This window comes from Corynebacterium sp. HMSC062E11 (genome assembly GCF_001811845.1).
GTDB classification, from domain to species: domain Bacteria; phylum Actinomycetota; class Actinomycetes; order Mycobacteriales; family Mycobacteriaceae; genus Corynebacterium; species Corynebacterium hesseae.
On record NZ_KV806816.1, the window covers coordinates 25,420 to 41,403 of the forward strand.

A 15,984-nucleotide genomic window follows, 5' to 3' on the forward strand; every position below is an offset into this window, starting at 1 on the left:
GTGCCTAGTGCCTTTCTCATGGATTCAGTACCGTAACGGTGGCCGCACGCACAATCGCAACTACACGTGACGGGCGGCACAACTCTGGACGCGAGTGTAGCGATAAGTATTGCCAAACTCACGTTTTCAATGAGGAAAGCTTTTGGGGTCGTTGACCAAAGGCGCCTTGCTGCCAAAGTTCGAAGGCCCAGAGCAATTTTGAACAAGAACTTTGGCAACAACGGCACTTTTTAGGCGAAGAGCACGCGGCCTCAGGCCGAGCAGGGCTGGCTGGGCCCCAAAACAGGAGAACCCCCTCCCACAAGGGAGGGGGGAAGTGCCTAGCTGTCGCGGCGTCGGTTGCGACGCGGCTTCCACATCACCACGGATGTCGAACGCGGCACGTGGACCAGCTCGCCGCGCGATGGCCGCACCTGGCTGCGCAAGCGCTCGACTTCTGCCTGCAACTCATCGCGCTCGGCGGCGAGGCGGTCGCGCTCCGCGGTCAGCTCGATGATGGACTTGATACCAGCCAAGTTCACACCATCATCCTGCGAGAGCGTCTGGATCTTGCGCAAAAGCTCGATATCGCTCTCGGAATAGCGGCGGCCTCCGCCGGAGGTGCGGGCCGGGGAGACCAACCCCATCCGGTCATACGTGCGCAGGGTTTGAGCATGCATGCCAGACAGTTCCGCAGCCACGGAGATGACGTACATCGCCTTGGGCTGCGCCGCATCGCTTCGGTTCATCCTGTCTTTGCTCATCATGCACCTCCTCCTAGCGGGCTACTGTGTTGCCGGCCCAGCCGGCGCGCGGATCGAAGCCGGAGTCCTTCTCCGCCTGCGCGTAATTGCGCAGCGCCGAGGAGGCAGCAGCATCCAGGGTGGAGGGCACCGTAACTTGTACGGTCACCATGAGGTCACCGGCCTTGCCGCCGCGCTTGGCCACACCGCGGCCCTTCACTCGCAACGTGCGGCCGTCGGGAGTGCCCGCCGGTACCTTCACGCGCACGGGTGAATCGAGGGTCGGCACCGTAATGGTGTCGCCCAAGGCCAGCTCCGCAAAGGAGACGGGGACGGTGACGTGCAGGTCATCGCCCTCCCGGGTGAAGACCTTGTCAGGCTTTACCGTAACCGCCACAAAGAGGTCACCGGAGGGAGTGCCATTCGGGCCTGCTTCGCCCTGGCCGGCAAGGCGCACCTTCTGGCCATCGATCACGCCAGCGGGGATGCGCACCGTAATGGAGCGGGTGCGGTGCACCGTTCCGGAACCCGAGCAATCCGGGCACGGATCCTCGGCGCGCTGGCCTGTGCCATCGCAGTCCGTGCACGGCGCGGAGAAGCCGAAGGTACCGCGCTGCTCAGAAGTGAAACCGGTGCCATCGCACGTCGAACACGTCGACAGCTTGCCGGTCTTGGAGCCGGAGCCGTGGCACGTAGTGCAGGGAGCTTCGCCGCTGAGCTGCAGCGGGATGGTGGTTCCCTTAGCCGCCTCACGGAAGTCGAGGGTTATTTGCGTTTCGACGTCGGCCCCCCGCGACGGCCGAGCTGTGTGGCCAGCACCACCGCCGCGGTTGAAAACGCCACCGAAGATATCCCCAAGACCGCCGCCTTGAGACGCTCCTCGAGCGGATCCTCCAAAGATGTCCGAGATGTCGAATTCTTGCGCACCCGGTCCACCCATGTGCGTGGATCGAAACCCGCCGGGAAACCCGGCGCCTCCTCTCCGTCCAAAGCCACCGCTGCGCATCATGGCCTTGAACTGGTCATAGTCCTTGCGGGTAGCTTTATCAGAGAGCACGTCATAGGCCTCAGCCACCTGCTTGAATTTCTCCGCCGCCGCGGGGTTATCCGGGTTGGCATCGGGGTGGTTCTGGCGGGCCAGCTTGCGGTAAGCGTGCTTAATCTCTTCGGCGGTAGCGGATGAGGAGACCCCCAGATCCGCGTAATAATCCTTGTCTGCCCATTCTGGCTTAGCGTTCACTGGGCATCTCCTCCTTTCAGGAGAATCGATTCATGGTTGGGTTTTAAGATTTTTTGCTAAGTAAAAAAGCTAACTAAATAGTGAAAAGAAGAGTGGCGCCAAGGAACATTGAGCCCTGACGCCACCTGTACTACCTATTCTGCGTTGTCCGAGCTATCCGGACTTTCAGCGGTATCGGCTGACTCGGCAGGGTCGGCGATAATCACCATGGCGGTGCGCACAACGCGCTCCCCCACCGTGTAGCCGCGGCGCAGAACCGTGCCGATGACCTGCTCGTCACCGGTGGACAGGTCCTGGACCGCTTCGTGCACCTCGGGGTCGAAGGCATCGCCCTCGGCGCCGAACGGGGTCAGCTGGTTCTTGGTCAGCACTCCCGTGAGCTTGTCCGCGATGGCCTTGAGCGGCCCCTCGTTGAGGTCACCGTGCTGGCGAGCGAGCTCCATGTCATCAAGGATTGGCAGGAAGTCTGCCAAGACCTTGGCCTTGGTGGTCTCGATCACGGCCTGGCGGTCGCGCTCGGTGCGGCGGCGGTAGTTGGTGTACTCCGCGTTGAGGCGCTGCAGGTCCTCGGTGCGCTCAGCGAGCTGAGCTTCCAAGGAGTTTTCCGCAACGGTCTCCTCACCCGCGGCCGCTTCATCGGTGATGTCGCGGGCGGCGTCCTCTACCGCGGCCTCTGCCTCAGCGGTGTTCGCCGTGGCGTCATCCACGGCGCCGTCGGCAGAAGCGGCCTCGGCGGCGGCAGCCTCCGCAGCCTCAGCGGAGGCTGCCTCAGGGTCGGTATTGGCCGGGTTGCCCGGGTCCTGAGGGGAGGTCATGGTTTACTTCTCCTTGTTCTCGTCGTCCTCGTCGACAACCTCGGCGTCGACGACGTTCGGGTCACCAGCGGCGTCGCCAGCAGCGGCACCCTCGGCGCCCGCCTCAGCAGCCTGCGCCTCGTACAGGGCCTTGCCCAGCTCCTGGGACTCGGTGCCGAGCTTCTCGACGGCCGACTTAATCGCCTCGATGTCATCGCCCTTCAGCGCCTCATCGACAGCATCGGCAGCCTCGGTCACGCGGTTCTTCAGATCCTCCGGCAGCTTGTCGGAGTTCTCATCCATGAACTTGCGGGTCTGGTAGGAGGTGGACTCGGCCTGGTTGCGGGTCTCCTGCTCCTCGCGGCGCTTCTTGTCCTCTTCGGCGTGTGCCTCGGCGTCCTTGACCATGCGGTCGATCTCCTCCTGGGACAGGCCGGAACCATCCTGAATCTTGATGGTGTTTTCCTTGCCGGTGGCCTTGTCCTTAGCGGAAACGGAGACGATGCCGTTGGCGTCGATGTCGAAGGTGACCTCGATCTGCGGCACGCCACGCGGCGCCGGGGCAATGCCGCCGAGTTCGAAGGAGCCGAGCAGCTTGTTGGCGGAAGCCATCTCGCGCTCGCCCTGGTAGACCTGAATCTGCACGGAAGGCTGGTTGTCATCAGCCGTGGTGAAGGTTTCGGACTTCTTGGTCGGGATGGTGGTGTTGCGCTCGATGAGCTTGGTCATCACGCCACCCTTGGTCTCGATGCCGAGGGAGAGCGGGGTGACGTCGAGAAGCAGCACGTCCTTAACCTCACCGCGCAGCACGCCCGCCTGGAGAGCAGCGCCGACTGCCACAACCTCATCCGGGTTAACGCCCTTGTTCGGGTCCTTGCCGGTCATCTCCTTGACCAGGTCGGACACGGCCGGCATACGGGTGGAACCACCGACGAGGACCACGTGGTCAACCTGGGACAGGGACAGGCCAGCATCCTTGATGACCTGGTTGAACGGCTCCTTGGTGCGGTCCAGGAGGTCCTGGGTGATCTTCTGGAACTCGGTGCGGGACAGGGTCTCATCCAGGAAGAGCGGGTTCTTCTCAGAGTCCACCGTGATGTACGGCAGGTTGATGTTGGCGGACTGGGAGGAGGACAGCTCAATCTTGGCCTTCTCAGCAGCCTCACGCAGGCGCTGGACAGCGCGCTTATCCTTGGTCAGGTCAACGCCCTGGGAAGCCTTGAACTTATCGACGAGCCAGTCGACGATGCGCTGGTCCCAGTCGTCACCACCGAGCTGGTTGTCACCAGCGGTAGCCATGACCTCAACAACGCCGTCACCGATCTCCAGCAGGGAGACGTCGAAGGTACCGCCACCGAGGTCGAAGACCAGGATGGTCTGCTCCTGCTCGCCCTTCTCCAGACCATAAGCCAGCGCGGCGGCAGTCGGCTCGTTCACGATACGCAGGACGTTGAGGCCTGCAATCTGGCCGGCCTCCTTGGTGGCCTGGCGCTGGGAATCCTCGAAGTAAGCCGGGACGGTAATGACGGCGTCGGTAACATCCTCACCCAGGTAAGCCTCGGCGTCGCGCTTCAGCTTCATGAGCGTGCGGGCCGAAATCTCCTGCGGGGTGTACTTCTTGTCATCGATATCGATGGTCCAGTCGGTGCCAATGTGGCGCTTGACGGAGCGAATGGTGCGGTCAACGTTGGTGACCGCCTGGTTCTTGGCGGACTGGCCAACGAGAATTTCGCCGTTCTTGGCAAAAGCCACGACGGACGGGGTGGTGCGGGAACCCTCGGAGTTAGCGATAACGGTTGCCTCGCCACCTTCCAGCACGGATACAACCGAGTTGGTGGTACCAAGGTCAATTCCTACTGCGCGTCCCATAATCTTTTCTCCTTGCGTGTTGGGGTTTGTTTTAAGTTGATAGTGCGCGACTCAACTTCTGCCGCGTCCAGTCAGCGACTCTAACAGAAGCGACACTCAAAGTCATCCAAACCTGAGCGCCGGTCACTCAACCTACACAACGCAGGCAAACTCAAAGTTGTTCCCGATCGACTCAACTTTTTTATTTATCGCCAACACGCTGGGAAAACAAACCCGGTTTGGCGGAGACTCACCCTACAGGGACGATTGCCGGCTCACCGTCCACATCTACAACGCGGACTGACAGCCCATAGAGTTCCTCAATAAGGGCAGGGGTGATGACCTCGCGCGGCACGCCCGCGTCCCGCACCGTTCCATCTTTCATCGCCACGACGTGATCCGCATAGCGCAATACATGCGCCAAATCATGAATGACCGCAATAAGGGTTTTGCTTCCTGCCAGCTGCCGCATCAGCCGCATGAAGGAATGCTGGTATCCAATGTCAAGCGCGCTCGTTGGCTCATCCAAGAAGAGCACAGGCGTTTCCTGGGCGAGGGCCATGGCCAACCAAGCACGCTGACGCTGACCGCCAGACAACGCCGCTACCTCGGCCGTCTCCAGTTGTTCAAGGCCCACCTTTGCTAGCGCACGACTAACGGCACGCTCGTCCTCCTGGCTCCTCCACCCCATAAATCCTTGGTGGGCGAATCGCCCGCGCGCAACCAGTTCCCTGACATTGATCCCTTCGGGAGCTATGGATTGCTGCGACATCACGGCGACGCGCCGAGCGTAGCTACGCCGAGAGAATGCGGCTGCATCTTCTTCGCCAATGCACACCGCGCCCGCGTTCGGCATTTCCAACCGCGCCAACACCTTCACCAAAGTGGATTTTCCACAACCATTGGGGCCGATAATGGCAGAGAATTTCCCGGCCGGAAAAGACACATCCACCGAGTCGAGAATTAACGGGGCAGTCCTCCCATAGGACATGCTCACCCCCTCAGCCCGCACGCTCGGCGCACCGTCACATACTTTTAGTTGGTTCACTTTACTGACCTTTCATTCCGGCAGATCGGGATTGCCACAGCAGCAAACCCGCCAGATAGATGCCACCGGCGCAGACCGTAATAAGACCGGCAGGCAGAGTAATTGGGAAAAACAGCCGCTGCCCTGCTAAATCGGCAGCGAGCAAGAAAAGTGCACCGAGTCCTCCAGAGAGCAACACCGGCGTCCTGTCTGGACGCGAGAGCAACCGAGCCATATGTGGGGCCGCGAGGGCAATAAATGAGATTGGGCCCGCTATCGCCGTCGACACAGCGACAAGAACTGTGCCAACCAGAACCATCACCACACGTGCACGACTCACGTTCAACCCCAACGCACTCGCCGTGCTATCCCCCAGGGCAAGCGCGTCACACCAGCCACGCAGCAGCAACCCAGCGGCGCACGCCGCGCCTCCCAGCACCCCCAATGGAATAACTCGCACCCAGGACACAGCATTCAATGTTCCAGCAGCCCAAGTCGCCGCACCTAGGGACTGCTCCAACTCACCACTAAGAATCAACCACTTGTTTATTGCTGAAAGGAAGAACGTCACTCCAATCCCCACCACAACCAGCCTTGCTCCCGTGAGCCTTCCGCCAAATGAAAGCCCCATGATGAGTAACGCAGTGATAGCCCCACCCATCAACGCGCCTAGCGCAATGTTGAATGCGGAGCTAAAGCCCGCCAAGGAGACCGCGATGACACCGGTATAGGCACCGGTATTAAACCCGATGATGTCGGGCGACCCCAGAGGATTGTGAGTAAGGATCTGAAAGATGGCGCCCGCGATGCCCAAACACATTCCTACGACAATCGCGGCAACCACCCGCGGAGCACGCCATTGCCACACGACGGTGGCCGCAAAGTCAGTGCTATTGGGATTCGTAGCCACGGACCACAACGCTGCGCTATCCTGCCCGGCACCAGGCGAGAAGAGCGAATAGGCAGCAATAGCCAGCGCGACGATCACAATGCCTGCAAAGGACAAAACACTTCTCACGCTCACAATCACAGCCTCCTTCCAGCGCGATGGGACAGCGCAATCAATACTGGGGCACCAATGAGCGACACCGTGACGCCAGCCGGCAACTCAGCAGCAGTGAGGTAGCGGCCCACAATATCGGCACCCAATAAAAACAAAGGCCCCACCACGGCAGCGGCGACAAGCTGTGCCCGCTCTTCGTATATCCCGCACAGCCTGACAACATGCGGGATAACTAGTCCAACGAACACAATCACCCCCGCCGCTGCGGTGGCGGTAGCAGCCAACACCGTTACCGCCGCGACAAGCCCCAAACGAGTCAGTTTGAGGTTAATGCCGAGACTCGCCGCAACGTCATCCCCCAGAGCAAGGGGCGGCAAGTGGCGAGCAAAGACAATCAGTAGCACCACGCCTACCACCAGTCCGCCGAAGGCAATCACCACTGGCGTCCACGAAGCAACGTCAACGGAGCCCGTCACCCAAGCACGGATTCTTGCAAAGGCGTGAGGATCTATCAGGATCAGCGCGGAGGACAGGCCCTCACATACCGCCCCGATGGCTACGCCTGCAAGAATCAGTCTCAGCGGATCAACATCGCCCGCTCTGCCACGCCCGACCGCGGTGACCAGCAGCATGGTCACTGCCGCACCGATGATGGCTGCGAGCGAAAACGCAAAAGGTGATTGCCACCCCCACCAGCCCAGAGCAATGGCGGCGGCCAAGCTGGCGCCTACGTTAATCCCGAAAACTCCGGTATCTGCCAAAGGGTTGCGCGTCATGATCTGCAGAACTGCACCAGCGAGGGCCAAAGCACAGCCTGCGCAAACAGCAACGAGTGTACGGGGAAGACGCCTCTCCCACACGATCGAGGAAGCTATACCAGGCTGTCCCCGAAGGGCGGCCAACACGTCGCTGAAGGGAATGCTACGCGCGCCCAACGCCAGTGACAGCGCCACGCCGATACAGAGAATGGCAAGGCCAGCAACTACTACCCAACCAAGACGCCGGGTATTTCTCTTTCCGGCGCGCAACCCCTGCTCAATCACCGACACCACCCAAATACCTTCATATGCTCACGTTTCCTTAGCTCGACCTAATTTAGGTTAGGCTACCTTTTATGAACATTCGAAAGAAAATCGCACCCCGCACCCCTCTCCTCCGCCTCACTGCTGTTGGTCTTACCGCAGCGCTAGCGCTCACCGGCTGCGCCAGCCTCGAAAACACCAACTCAAACGCTGACGCTTCTAACCCTGCGTCCTCACCGTCCGGGAAAGAATCAGGAAACTCCAATTCAGCCTCGGGAAATGACTCCGTGGCCACCGGAGGCGAAGGCTTTGCCGGGGCGAGAGAGAAAAGCCAAAGCTTTGGCAGCGATGCAGCCCCTGGTCAATTCCCACGCACGGTCACGCATGCACGCGGAACGACCGAACTCAAAGACAAGCCGCAGCGGGTGGTTGTTCTAGAAAGCGGCGAACTCGATTCCGTCCTAGCACTCGGCATGAAGCCAGTCGGCATGACCACGTCCAAGGGCCAGAATCCCGTCCCGGATTACATGGCCGACAAAGCAAGTGACATCGAAACGGTAGGCACGATCAACGAAGTCAATATGGAAAAGATTGCTTCGCTCAACCCCGACCTCATCATCGGCTCGCAGCTGCGCATGGATAAGCACTATGACCAGCTCAATTCCATCGCACCTACCGTTTTCTCGATCCGTCCTGGATACACCTGGAAAGAAAACTTCCGACTCATCGGCGAAGCCCTCGGAGAAGAGGAGCGCACCGAACAAGTCATGGCCGACTATGACAAGAAGATCGAAGAAGTAAAGAAGGTCATTGAGGACGGGCCAGCTAGCGAAGACACCACCGTCACCATTCTGCGCTTCATGCCGGGCAAGGTACGCCTCTACGGGCGCCTTTCACTCATTGGAACGGTGCTTGATGACGCCGGCCTCGCCCGCCCCGCCAACCAGGACATCGAAGAGCTCGCTGCGGAAATCTCGCCGGAGAACATTGACCAAGCGGACGCCGACTACATCTTCTACTGCAGCTACGGAGATCCCTCCACCACCGGCCAAGACACCGCCGTTTCTACCGCGGCGTTCCAACAGCTACCTGCGGTCAAAGACGGCCATGCCATCGAGGTCAGCGACGATACGTGGGCACTCGGCTTGGGGCCTCTGGGCGCACAGAAAATCGCGTCAGATCTCGCGGACTATCTCAGCCACTAACACGGGGGTAGCACCCTCCCCTCAAAACAACACCTGTGGGATTGACTCACCCCAACTTAAGGGGCTAGCTTTCATGTAAGCGAGATGGGTTACACGTCTACGATTTCTGTGCGGCGGACCATATCAAGGTCACCGATTTCTCGCTACTCAGGCCAGGCCATTGCCTGGCTGCTCCCCACACACAAGAAGGGTGGTCGCACATGAATACTCACTTCATTAGGCAGCGTCGTTCTTCCGACCGGCCACCGGTTGTGTACGCCAGCGTTAAATAAGCACCTCTTTTCACACAGACTGAACGGCACGGCGCAGAGTATGCGCCCGTGTTGGACTAGAAAGTCTGCAATTTCCGCTTTCCGCAAGGCCGCACCAGTGTGCCTTGAGACCCATAAAGGTTGTAATCCATGACTAACGATGCTCACACCCCCGTTCCCGAATCCACCGACATTGACGCCGCGCTGATCGCCGACGCCGCGGCCCAGGCCCACTCCTGGCTCGCCTCCACCGCCGACGAGCAGGATCCGGCCACAGAACAACTCGCAGACTTATTGCGCAACCCGGACGGGGTGGCCTTCACCATGGACTTCGTGGACCGCGTCATGCGCCCCGAGGATGACAAGGTAGCCGCCCACGCGCTGAAGTCCGTCACCACCACCTATGACGCGTCCTTCCTCGGCCTCATCAACGGCTCGCTGGTGGGCCTGGGTGGTTTCTTCGGACCGATCCTGCCCAACCTGGTTATGCCGCTGGCGCGCATGCGCATGCGCCAGATGGTCGGCCACCTGGTCCTCGACGCCGAGAGCGACGCCCTCAACAAGACCTTGGACAAGGCCGCCGAGTCCGGCGAGCAGCTCAACCTCAACCTTCTCGGTGAGGCTGTGCTGGGCGACGACGAAGCGCGCTCCCGCGCCGAGCGCACCCTCAAGCTCATCAATAACCCGCGCGTGACCTACGTGTCCGTCAAGGCCTCCTCCATGGTGGCCCAGCTCAACCCGTGGGATATCGAGGGTTCCTTGGTCCGCCTCAAGGAACGCCTGCGCCCGCTCTACGAGGCCGCCGCGCGCCGCCCCGATAAGGTCTTCATCAACCTGGACATGGAGGAATACCACGACCTCCACCTCACGGTGCGCCTGTTCACCGAGCTACTCAGCGAGCCGGAGTTCACCAACCTCGAGGCAGGCATCGTCCTGCAGGCTTACCTGCCGGATACCTTCGACGCCTTGGCGCACCTGGCAGAATTTGCCAAGCAGCGCGTGGCCGAGGGCGGATCCCACATCAAGATTCGCATCGTCAAGGGCGCAAACCTCTCGATGGAGCACGTCCAGGGTGAAATCCACGGCTGGCCGGCAGCACCTTATGCCACCAAGGATGAGGTGGACGCCAACTACTACCGCCTGCTCGACTACATCCTGCGCCCCGAGTTCGCCGACTGCGTGCGCATCGGCGTGGCCACCCACAACCTCTACACCGCGGCTTTTGCCTACAAGCTGGGCACCAAGCGCGGTGTCATGCGCATGATGGATTCCGAAATGCTCCAGGGCATGTCCCCGGCCCAGCAGGCCGCGGTCCGCGATGCCTTCGAGGGCCGCCAGATCCTCTACACCCCAGTGGTGCACATGGAGGACTTCGATGTCGCGGTCTCCTACCTGGTGCGCCGCTTGGAGGAAAACTCCGCACCACAGAACTTCCTTTACGCCCTCTTCGCCCCGGAGGAGCAGGCGCTTAAGGACCAGGAGCAGGTCTTCCGCGAGGCCGTCGAGCAGCGCTGGGATACCTTCGCCGGCCCGCGCCGCACCCAAAACCGCCTGGAGGAGGCCGAGCAGGCTGCCGGCCGCCAGGCACCGCGCACAGGGCGCTTCGCCAACGAGCCAGACACCGACCCGGCCCTGGAAGCCAACCGCGAGTGGGCGCTCAAGGCCCTGGCCACCGACCCGGGTGAGCATGGCGTGGAGGAGGTGACGGATGCGGGGGTCGTCGACAAGCACGTGGCCCGCGCCGCCGAGCTCGGCGCCGAGTGGGGCGCGCGCCCTGCCGAGGACCGCGCCCGCGCCCTCGAGGCCGTGGCCGATGAGCTGGCCAACCGCCGCGGCGAGTTCATCTCCGTGGCCGCCTACGAGGCCAACAAGACTGTCACGCAGACCGACCCGGAAATCTCCGAGGCCATCGACTTCTGCACCTACTACGCGCAGTCCGCGCGCCTGTTGGAGAGCTACGCCGCCGAGTTCACGCCCCACCGCGTGACCGTGGTGACCCCGCCGTGGAACTTCCCGGTGGCCATCCCCACCGGCGGCATCGCGGCAGCACTCGCTGCGGGTTCGGCCGTCATCATCAAGCCAGCGCCGCAGGTCGTGCACTGCGCAAAGCTCGTCGTGGAGGCCTTCCGCGCCGGCCTCGAGGCACAGGGCCTCGACCCGGATCTGGTCCAGCTCGTCTTCACCGATGAGGGTGACGCCGGCTGCGCGCTCATCTCCCACGACGATGTCGACGCCGTCATCCTCACCGGTGCTTCCGATACCGGCAAGCTCTTCCGTTCCTGGAAGCCGGAGCTCAACATCATGGCGGAGACCTCCGGCAAGAACGCGCTCATCATCACCCCGTCCGCGGACCCGGACCTGGCCATTCAGGATCTCTACCTGTCCGCCTTCGGCCACTCCGGCCAGAAGTGCTCCGCATCCTCCCTGGTCATCTTCGTCGGCGCGGCTGGCGAGTCGCAGCGCCTGCGCTCGCAGCTTGTCGACGCCGTCAAGACCCTCATCACCGGCCCCGGCTACGACATCACCACGACGATGAATGGCCTAGCCGAGGCCCCGGGCGAGAAGCTGCTGCGCGGCCTGACCCAGCTGGAGCCGGGTGAAAAGTGGCTGGTGAAGCCGGAGAAGCTCAACGAGGAGGGCACCCTGTGGTCGCCGGGTATCCGCGATAACGTGCGCCCAGGTTCCTGGTTCCACGTCAACGAGTGCTTCGGCCCGGTGCTTGGCATCATGCATGCGGAGACCCTGGATGAGGCCATCGAGTGGCAGAACTCCACCGGCTACGGCCTGACCGGCGGCATCCACACGCTGGATAACGACGAAATCGATTACTGGCTCGAGCGCGTCGAGGTGGGCAACGCCTACGTCAACCGCGGCATCACGGGCGCGATTGTGCAGCGCCAGTCCTTCGGCGGCTGGAAGAAGTCCGTCATGGGCCCGGGCGCCAAGGCAGGCGGCCCGAACTACGTGACCCAGTTCGGCACCTGGTCCGAGGGTCCGCTGCGCCCCTTCGACGTGGACATCTCGCAGCCGGTGGCAGCCCAGCTGCGTGCCTTTGGAAATCTGGAGCTCTCGGAGGAGGACACCGCCTGGCTGTGGCGCGCGGCGGAGCTCGATGAGCTGGCTTGGCAGCAGGAATTCGGCCGCAAGCACGACCGCGCCGGCCTGGTCTGCGAGGCCAACGTCTTCCGCTACCGCCCGGTGCTCACCCCGCTCCAGGTGCGCATTGGCACTGATGCCGCGCTTCGCGACGTCTCCCGCCTCGCCCTCGCCGCCACCCGCACCGGCTCCCCCGTGCGCTTCAGCGCCGCCCCGGTAAAGGCCGCGGAGCTGCGCGAGCTGGGCTTTGACGTCGATGCCGTGGAGGCAAGCGCCTTCGCCCGCGAGGTTTCCGGCTTGGAGTCCGCGCGCATTCGAACCGTGGGTTCTGTCGAGCCGGGTGTTTATGAGGCCGCGGTGGAATCCAACTCCGTGGTCCTAGACCAGCCGGTGCTGGCCGACGGCCGCCGCGAGCTCCTTCCCTTCCTCCTCGAGCAGGCGGTCTCGGTGACGATGCACCGCTTCGGCATCATCCGCCAGGTAAGCAGCATCCGCGCATAGTTCGTTTCCGCGGCTCATGTGCAAAGATATAGCGTATGAGTACTACGCACGACGAAGAAAAGCCGCAGGCGGCGGACTCCTCCGATGAGGAGGCCGCTCTCCCGGTGTCGAAGACCGATGACAAGTCTCGCATCTTGGGGCGCGACGCCATCTCCCTGGCCAAGGTGTGCTTGATTTTCATCATCGTGGTCGCGGGCGTCGGCCTGGCCGGCTACCTGTTGAAGTTCATCTGGGTTGGCCTGTTGCCGGTCATCCTGGCCATCCTGGTGTGCACGGTGCTTTTCCCCGTGACCAACTGGTTGCGCGCGCACAAGTTCCCCCGCGCGCTGGCCTCCATCACCACGCTGTTGGGATTCTTAGCCATCATCGGCGGCGTGTTCGCGGCGATGGCCCCGGTGGTGTCCTCCCAAGGTGCCTCCCTGGTCAGCCAGGCCGAAGGCGGCTTAAACAAGCTCGTCGATATGGCCAAGGATCTGCCCTTTGAGATTGATGCGGCGAAGGTCCAGGAAGTCCTCGATGATGCCATCACCTTCATCAAGGGCCAAGCTTCCAACATCGCCACCGGGGTGATTTCCGGTGTATCGATGGCCAGCTCCATCGCCATGGCGCTCGCCATCATGCTCTTCGTAGCCTTCTTCATCCTCAAGGACGGCGATAAATTCCTGCCGTGGCTGCGCACCTACACCGGCTACTCCGCCGGCTGGCACGCCACCGAGCTGCTGACTCGCGTGTGGAACACGTTATCTGGCTTCATTCAGGCGCAAGCAGCCGTCGCGGCCGTCGACGGCATCCTCATCGGCCTCGGCCTCTGGGTTCTCCAGGTACCGCTGGCCCTTGTCATCGGCGTAGTTACGTTCTTCGCCAGCTTCATCCCGGTCATTGGCGCTGTCACTGCGGGCGCTTTGGCCGTCATCATCGCGCTGGTCTCCGATGGGCTGACGAAGGCCTTGCTCGCCTTGGCTCTCATCATCATCGTCCAGCAGGTGGAGGGCAACGTCCTCCAGCCGATGCTGCAATCCAAGGCCATGGGCCTGCACGCGGCAATGGTGCTGCTCTCCGTCACGGTCGGCTCCGCCTTGGCCGGCATCATCGGCGCCTTCCTGGCTGTGCCGGTGGCTGCCACCATTGCCGTGGTCTTCCGCTACCACCAGGAGATGGCCAGCCTGCGTGCCGGCGAAATCGAAGCTAAAAACATTAAGATTTCCACGGCGGAGGGCCATGAGGACGTCATGGAGCTCTACGAGAACCTAGAGGCCAGCGGCGCCCGCTAGCCACACAACCGGTGCATGGCTCTAGCCCTGGCCGTGCAACTGCCCTAGTTGCCAAACTTCTCCCCCACCACCCGCGGCGGGAGCGATGGTTTTGGCAACTAGGGCACTTTCCGTATGTGGGGTCTAATCCGCGGACACCGTGCCGAAGGCGGCGGCCAACTCCTCCGCCGCGCGGTCGAGCACCGAGGCCCACGAGCCATAGGATTCTTCGTTAGCGGTGTCCGAAACCTGCTTGAGAAGCGTGCACGGCACACCAAACTTTCGGCACACCGCAGCGATGGCGTAGCCCTCCATATCGCACAGCGCAGAATCCTGGGCAAGGCGCGTGCGGGTCGGGGTATCCGAAATAAAGGCGTCACCCGTGGCAAGCGTGGCGGTCGGCAGCTTACCGGAGGTCTCTAGCTCGATGACCTCCGGGAGCAGATAGCGGGAGACATCGCTGAGCACCTCCAGGTGAAAGTCGTGCTTGCGTACGTGGGAGATCTCGAAGACGCCTGAGAGATCGTCGCGAAGCGCGCCCGCAGTACCGATGTTGATGACACGCTCCGGCAACACCTCTGCCGACGCCAGCACCGTTGTCAGCTCGATGGCGGCGGGAACCGTACCAATACCCGTGATGAGCAGCGGCGCTCCCTCAGGAACATGCGTGGCTTCGGCATCCACGGCGGCGACGAACAGTGTACGACCAGACAGATTCTCCATGCCTGAGAGACTACCCGCTGACCCGAGGAATGCTCTCCGTAACTCTGGCCGGGGTCTCTGCGGCCTTTGTAGGGTCTGGAACCACACCGAGACCTCAGAAAGGAGAACACAATGTTCACACCACGAGTTTTCGCCGGAGCCGCACTACTTTGCTTCCCCCTCATTGCATGCAGCAGCCCAGAAGAGGTTCAGGCTAGCCCCGTCGCCGAAGTCTGCGAGGCTGGCAATGCCCACGCCGCATTCGCCGACAACATCGCCCAGGTTCCCCAGTGGAATGGACATGAATGGGCACTGGTTGATTCCGCCCACTTCGATCCGTGCGCGGAGCTGAGTTGGCAGACCATTTCCGTCGAAGGCGCAACTGCCTCCTCACCGCACCACATCATGCTCTTCCACTACGGCGAGTACATCGGCACCGCCACCGCCGAGCCCTACGCCTTCTTCCCCAGCGTCGAGCAAGTCAATGGCAGTGAGATTTCCGTGACCTACCACTGGCCGCAAGAAGGCGACGCCAATGCCGCTCCGACGGGCACCACGGAAGCAAACTTCCGCTGGGACGCCGCCCAGAACAAAGTCGTCATGAGCGGTGACGTTCCTCCTCGCTAAAATAAAACTAATCGTGCGCCTCACACGAGGCGCACTTTTTATGGAAGGAAAAATAATGCTCAGGCCTGCCTTTGTGGGCGCTATCCTCATCTGCCTCCCACTCGCTGCTTGTGCGCAAAGCCATCAGGACGAGGCAGAGACCCCTATGTTCAGTGCGGTCCACAACAGCTCGGCGAGCGTTGCCGCCGAAAGCACCACGGAAGAGGAAATAAGCCCTGAGCCGACGAGCAACGAGGCACCTTCCCCTACCCAGAGCGCGGACAAGTCGGAGTCCTGCGAGGATATTGACGCCGACGAGGCCTATCAATCAGGCATTGGCAGCATCGCGCCATGGAATGACTTTGGCTGGCAACTATCCTCCTCCTCAGGGTTCGACCCTTGCGCGGATTTGAGCTGGCAAATTATCACCGTCGAGGGTGCCACGGCCTCCTCGCCACACCACATCATGCTCTTCCACAAAGGCGAATACCTTGGCACCGCCACCTTCGAGCCTTATGGTTTCTTCCCCACCGTCGAGCGAGTGAGTGACGCTGTGATCGCCGTGACCTACCACTGGGCGCGTGAGGGCGAGACCACCGCCGGGCGCACCGGCGAAACGCATGCCGGATTCCGCTGGGACGAAGACCAGCAGAAAACAGTCATGAGCGGTGATGTCCCACCGAATTAAACCCCTTATTGTGAGGGTAAATGCGGCTA

The 15,984-nt window shown here is 61.9% G+C and carries 13 protein-coding genes; 5 read left to right on the plus strand and 8 right to left on the minus strand.

Annotation, left to right across the window (positions count from 1 at the left end):
- Nucleotides 1-320: 320 nt before the first annotated feature.
- The 7 genes from HMPREF2822_RS08435 to HMPREF2822_RS08465 form a co-directional block, all read right to left on the minus strand.
- Entirely contained in the window at nt 321-743 is a 423-nt protein-coding gene (locus HMPREF2822_RS08435; RefSeq protein ID WP_070523924.1) for a heat shock protein transcriptional repressor HspR, read from the minus strand.
- Nucleotides 744-756: 13 nt separating this feature from the next.
- The gene (dnaJ, locus tag HMPREF2822_RS08440; protein WP_070523643.1) at nt 757-1,962 is read right to left on the minus strand and encodes a molecular chaperone DnaJ; all 1,206 of its coding nucleotides are present in this window, start codon (nt 1,960-1,962) and stop codon (nt 757-759) included.
- A gap of 134 nt (nt 1,963-2,096) precedes the next feature.
- The gene (gene grpE, locus HMPREF2822_RS08445) at nt 2,097-2,777 is read right to left on the minus strand and encodes a nucleotide exchange factor GrpE (protein WP_070523647.1); all 681 of its coding nucleotides are present in this window, start codon (nt 2,775-2,777) and stop codon (nt 2,097-2,099) included.
- 3 nt (nt 2,778-2,780) lie between these two features.
- Nucleotides 2,781-4,625, minus strand: a complete 1,845-nt coding sequence (gene dnaK, locus HMPREF2822_RS08450; RefSeq protein ID WP_070523650.1) for a molecular chaperone DnaK — start codon at nt 4,623-4,625, stop codon at nt 2,781-2,783.
- Between the two features lie 229 nt (nt 4,626-4,854).
- Entirely contained in the window at nt 4,855-5,595 is a 741-nt protein-coding gene (locus HMPREF2822_RS08455; protein ID WP_209167872.1) for an ABC transporter ATP-binding protein, read from the minus strand.
- A 58-nt stretch (nt 5,596-5,653) separates the two neighbouring features.
- Nucleotides 5,654-6,661, minus strand: a complete 1,008-nt coding sequence (locus tag HMPREF2822_RS08460) for a FecCD family ABC transporter permease (RefSeq protein ID WP_083306830.1) — start codon at nt 6,659-6,661, stop codon at nt 5,654-5,656.
- Nucleotides 6,658-7,587, minus strand: a complete 930-nt coding sequence (locus HMPREF2822_RS08465; RefSeq protein WP_232755653.1) for a FecCD family ABC transporter permease — start codon at nt 7,585-7,587, stop codon at nt 6,658-6,660. Before HMPREF2822_RS08465 ends, HMPREF2822_RS08460 begins: the two co-directional genes overlap by 4 nt.
- 161 nt (nt 7,588-7,748) lie before the next feature.
- Between HMPREF2822_RS08465 and HMPREF2822_RS08470 the strand changes: the two genes are divergently transcribed.
- From HMPREF2822_RS08470 to HMPREF2822_RS08480, 3 genes are all read left to right on the plus strand, one after another.
- Nucleotides 7,749-8,861 carry an ABC transporter substrate-binding protein gene (locus HMPREF2822_RS08470; protein WP_070523655.1) on the plus strand — a complete coding sequence of 371 codons (1,113 nt, stop codon included), beginning with the start codon at nt 7,749-7,751 and terminating at the stop codon, nt 8,859-8,861.
- A gap of 401 nt (nt 8,862-9,262) precedes the next feature.
- Entirely contained in the window at nt 9,263-12,709 is a 3,447-nt protein-coding gene (locus HMPREF2822_RS08475; RefSeq protein ID WP_070523658.1) for a bifunctional proline dehydrogenase/L-glutamate gamma-semialdehyde dehydrogenase, read from the plus strand.
- A gap of 35 nt (nt 12,710-12,744) precedes the next feature.
- Nucleotides 12,745-13,980, plus strand: a complete 1,236-nt coding sequence (locus HMPREF2822_RS08480; protein WP_070523662.1) for an AI-2E family transporter — start codon at nt 12,745-12,747, stop codon at nt 13,978-13,980.
- Between the two features lie 123 nt (nt 13,981-14,103).
- Here the strand turns inward: HMPREF2822_RS08480 and HMPREF2822_RS08485 are convergent, their stop codons facing one another.
- Nucleotides 14,104-14,682 carry a nucleosidase gene (locus HMPREF2822_RS08485; RefSeq protein WP_070523666.1) on the minus strand — a complete coding sequence of 193 codons (579 nt, stop codon included), beginning with the start codon at nt 14,680-14,682 and terminating at the stop codon, nt 14,104-14,106.
- Between the two features lie 111 nt (nt 14,683-14,793).
- On the opposite strand from HMPREF2822_RS08485, the gene HMPREF2822_RS08490 reads away from it, so the two are divergent.
- Both HMPREF2822_RS08490 and HMPREF2822_RS08495 read left to right on the plus strand, forming a co-directional pair.
- Entirely contained in the window at nt 14,794-15,288 is a 495-nt protein-coding gene (locus HMPREF2822_RS08490) for an LppP/LprE family lipoprotein (protein ID WP_070523669.1), read from the plus strand.
- A 55-nt stretch (nt 15,289-15,343) separates the two neighbouring features.
- Nucleotides 15,344-15,955, plus strand: coding sequence for an LppP/LprE family lipoprotein (locus tag HMPREF2822_RS08495; RefSeq protein WP_070523672.1), 612 nt, complete (start codon nt 15,344-15,346; stop codon nt 15,953-15,955).
- Nucleotides 15,956-15,984 lie beyond the last annotated feature (29 nt).

Bases quoted from the DNA above. Each gene is read 5' to 3' on its own strand.
- HMPREF2822_RS08435 (WP_070523924.1), bottom strand. From the start codon at position 743: ATGAGCAAAGACAGGATGAACCGAAGCGATGCGGCGCAGCCCAAGGCG.
- grpE (WP_070523647.1), bottom strand. From the start codon at position 2,777: ATGACCTCCCCTCAGGACCCGGGCAACCCGGCCAATACCGACCCTGAG.
- dnaK (WP_070523650.1), bottom strand. From the start codon at position 4,625: ATGGGACGCGCAGTAGGAATTGACCTTGGTACCACCAACTCGGTTGTA.
- HMPREF2822_RS08455 (WP_209167872.1), bottom strand. From the start codon at position 5,595: ATGTCCTATGGGAGGACTGCCCCGTTAATTCTCGACTCGGTGGATGTG.
- HMPREF2822_RS08470 (WP_070523655.1), top strand. From the start codon at position 7,749: ATGAACATTCGAAAGAAAATCGCACCCCGCACCCCTCTCCTCCGCCTC.
- HMPREF2822_RS08475 (WP_070523658.1), top strand. From the start codon at position 9,263: ATGACTAACGATGCTCACACCCCCGTTCCCGAATCCACCGACATTGAC.
- HMPREF2822_RS08480 (WP_070523662.1), top strand. From the start codon at position 12,745: ATGAGTACTACGCACGACGAAGAAAAGCCGCAGGCGGCGGACTCCTCC.
- HMPREF2822_RS08485 (WP_070523666.1), bottom strand. From the start codon at position 14,682: ATGGAGAATCTGTCTGGTCGTACACTGTTCGTCGCCGCCGTGGATGCC.
- HMPREF2822_RS08490 (WP_070523669.1), top strand. From the start codon at position 14,794: ATGTTCACACCACGAGTTTTCGCCGGAGCCGCACTACTTTGCTTCCCC.
- HMPREF2822_RS08495 (WP_070523672.1), top strand. From the start codon at position 15,344: ATGCTCAGGCCTGCCTTTGTGGGCGCTATCCTCATCTGCCTCCCACTC.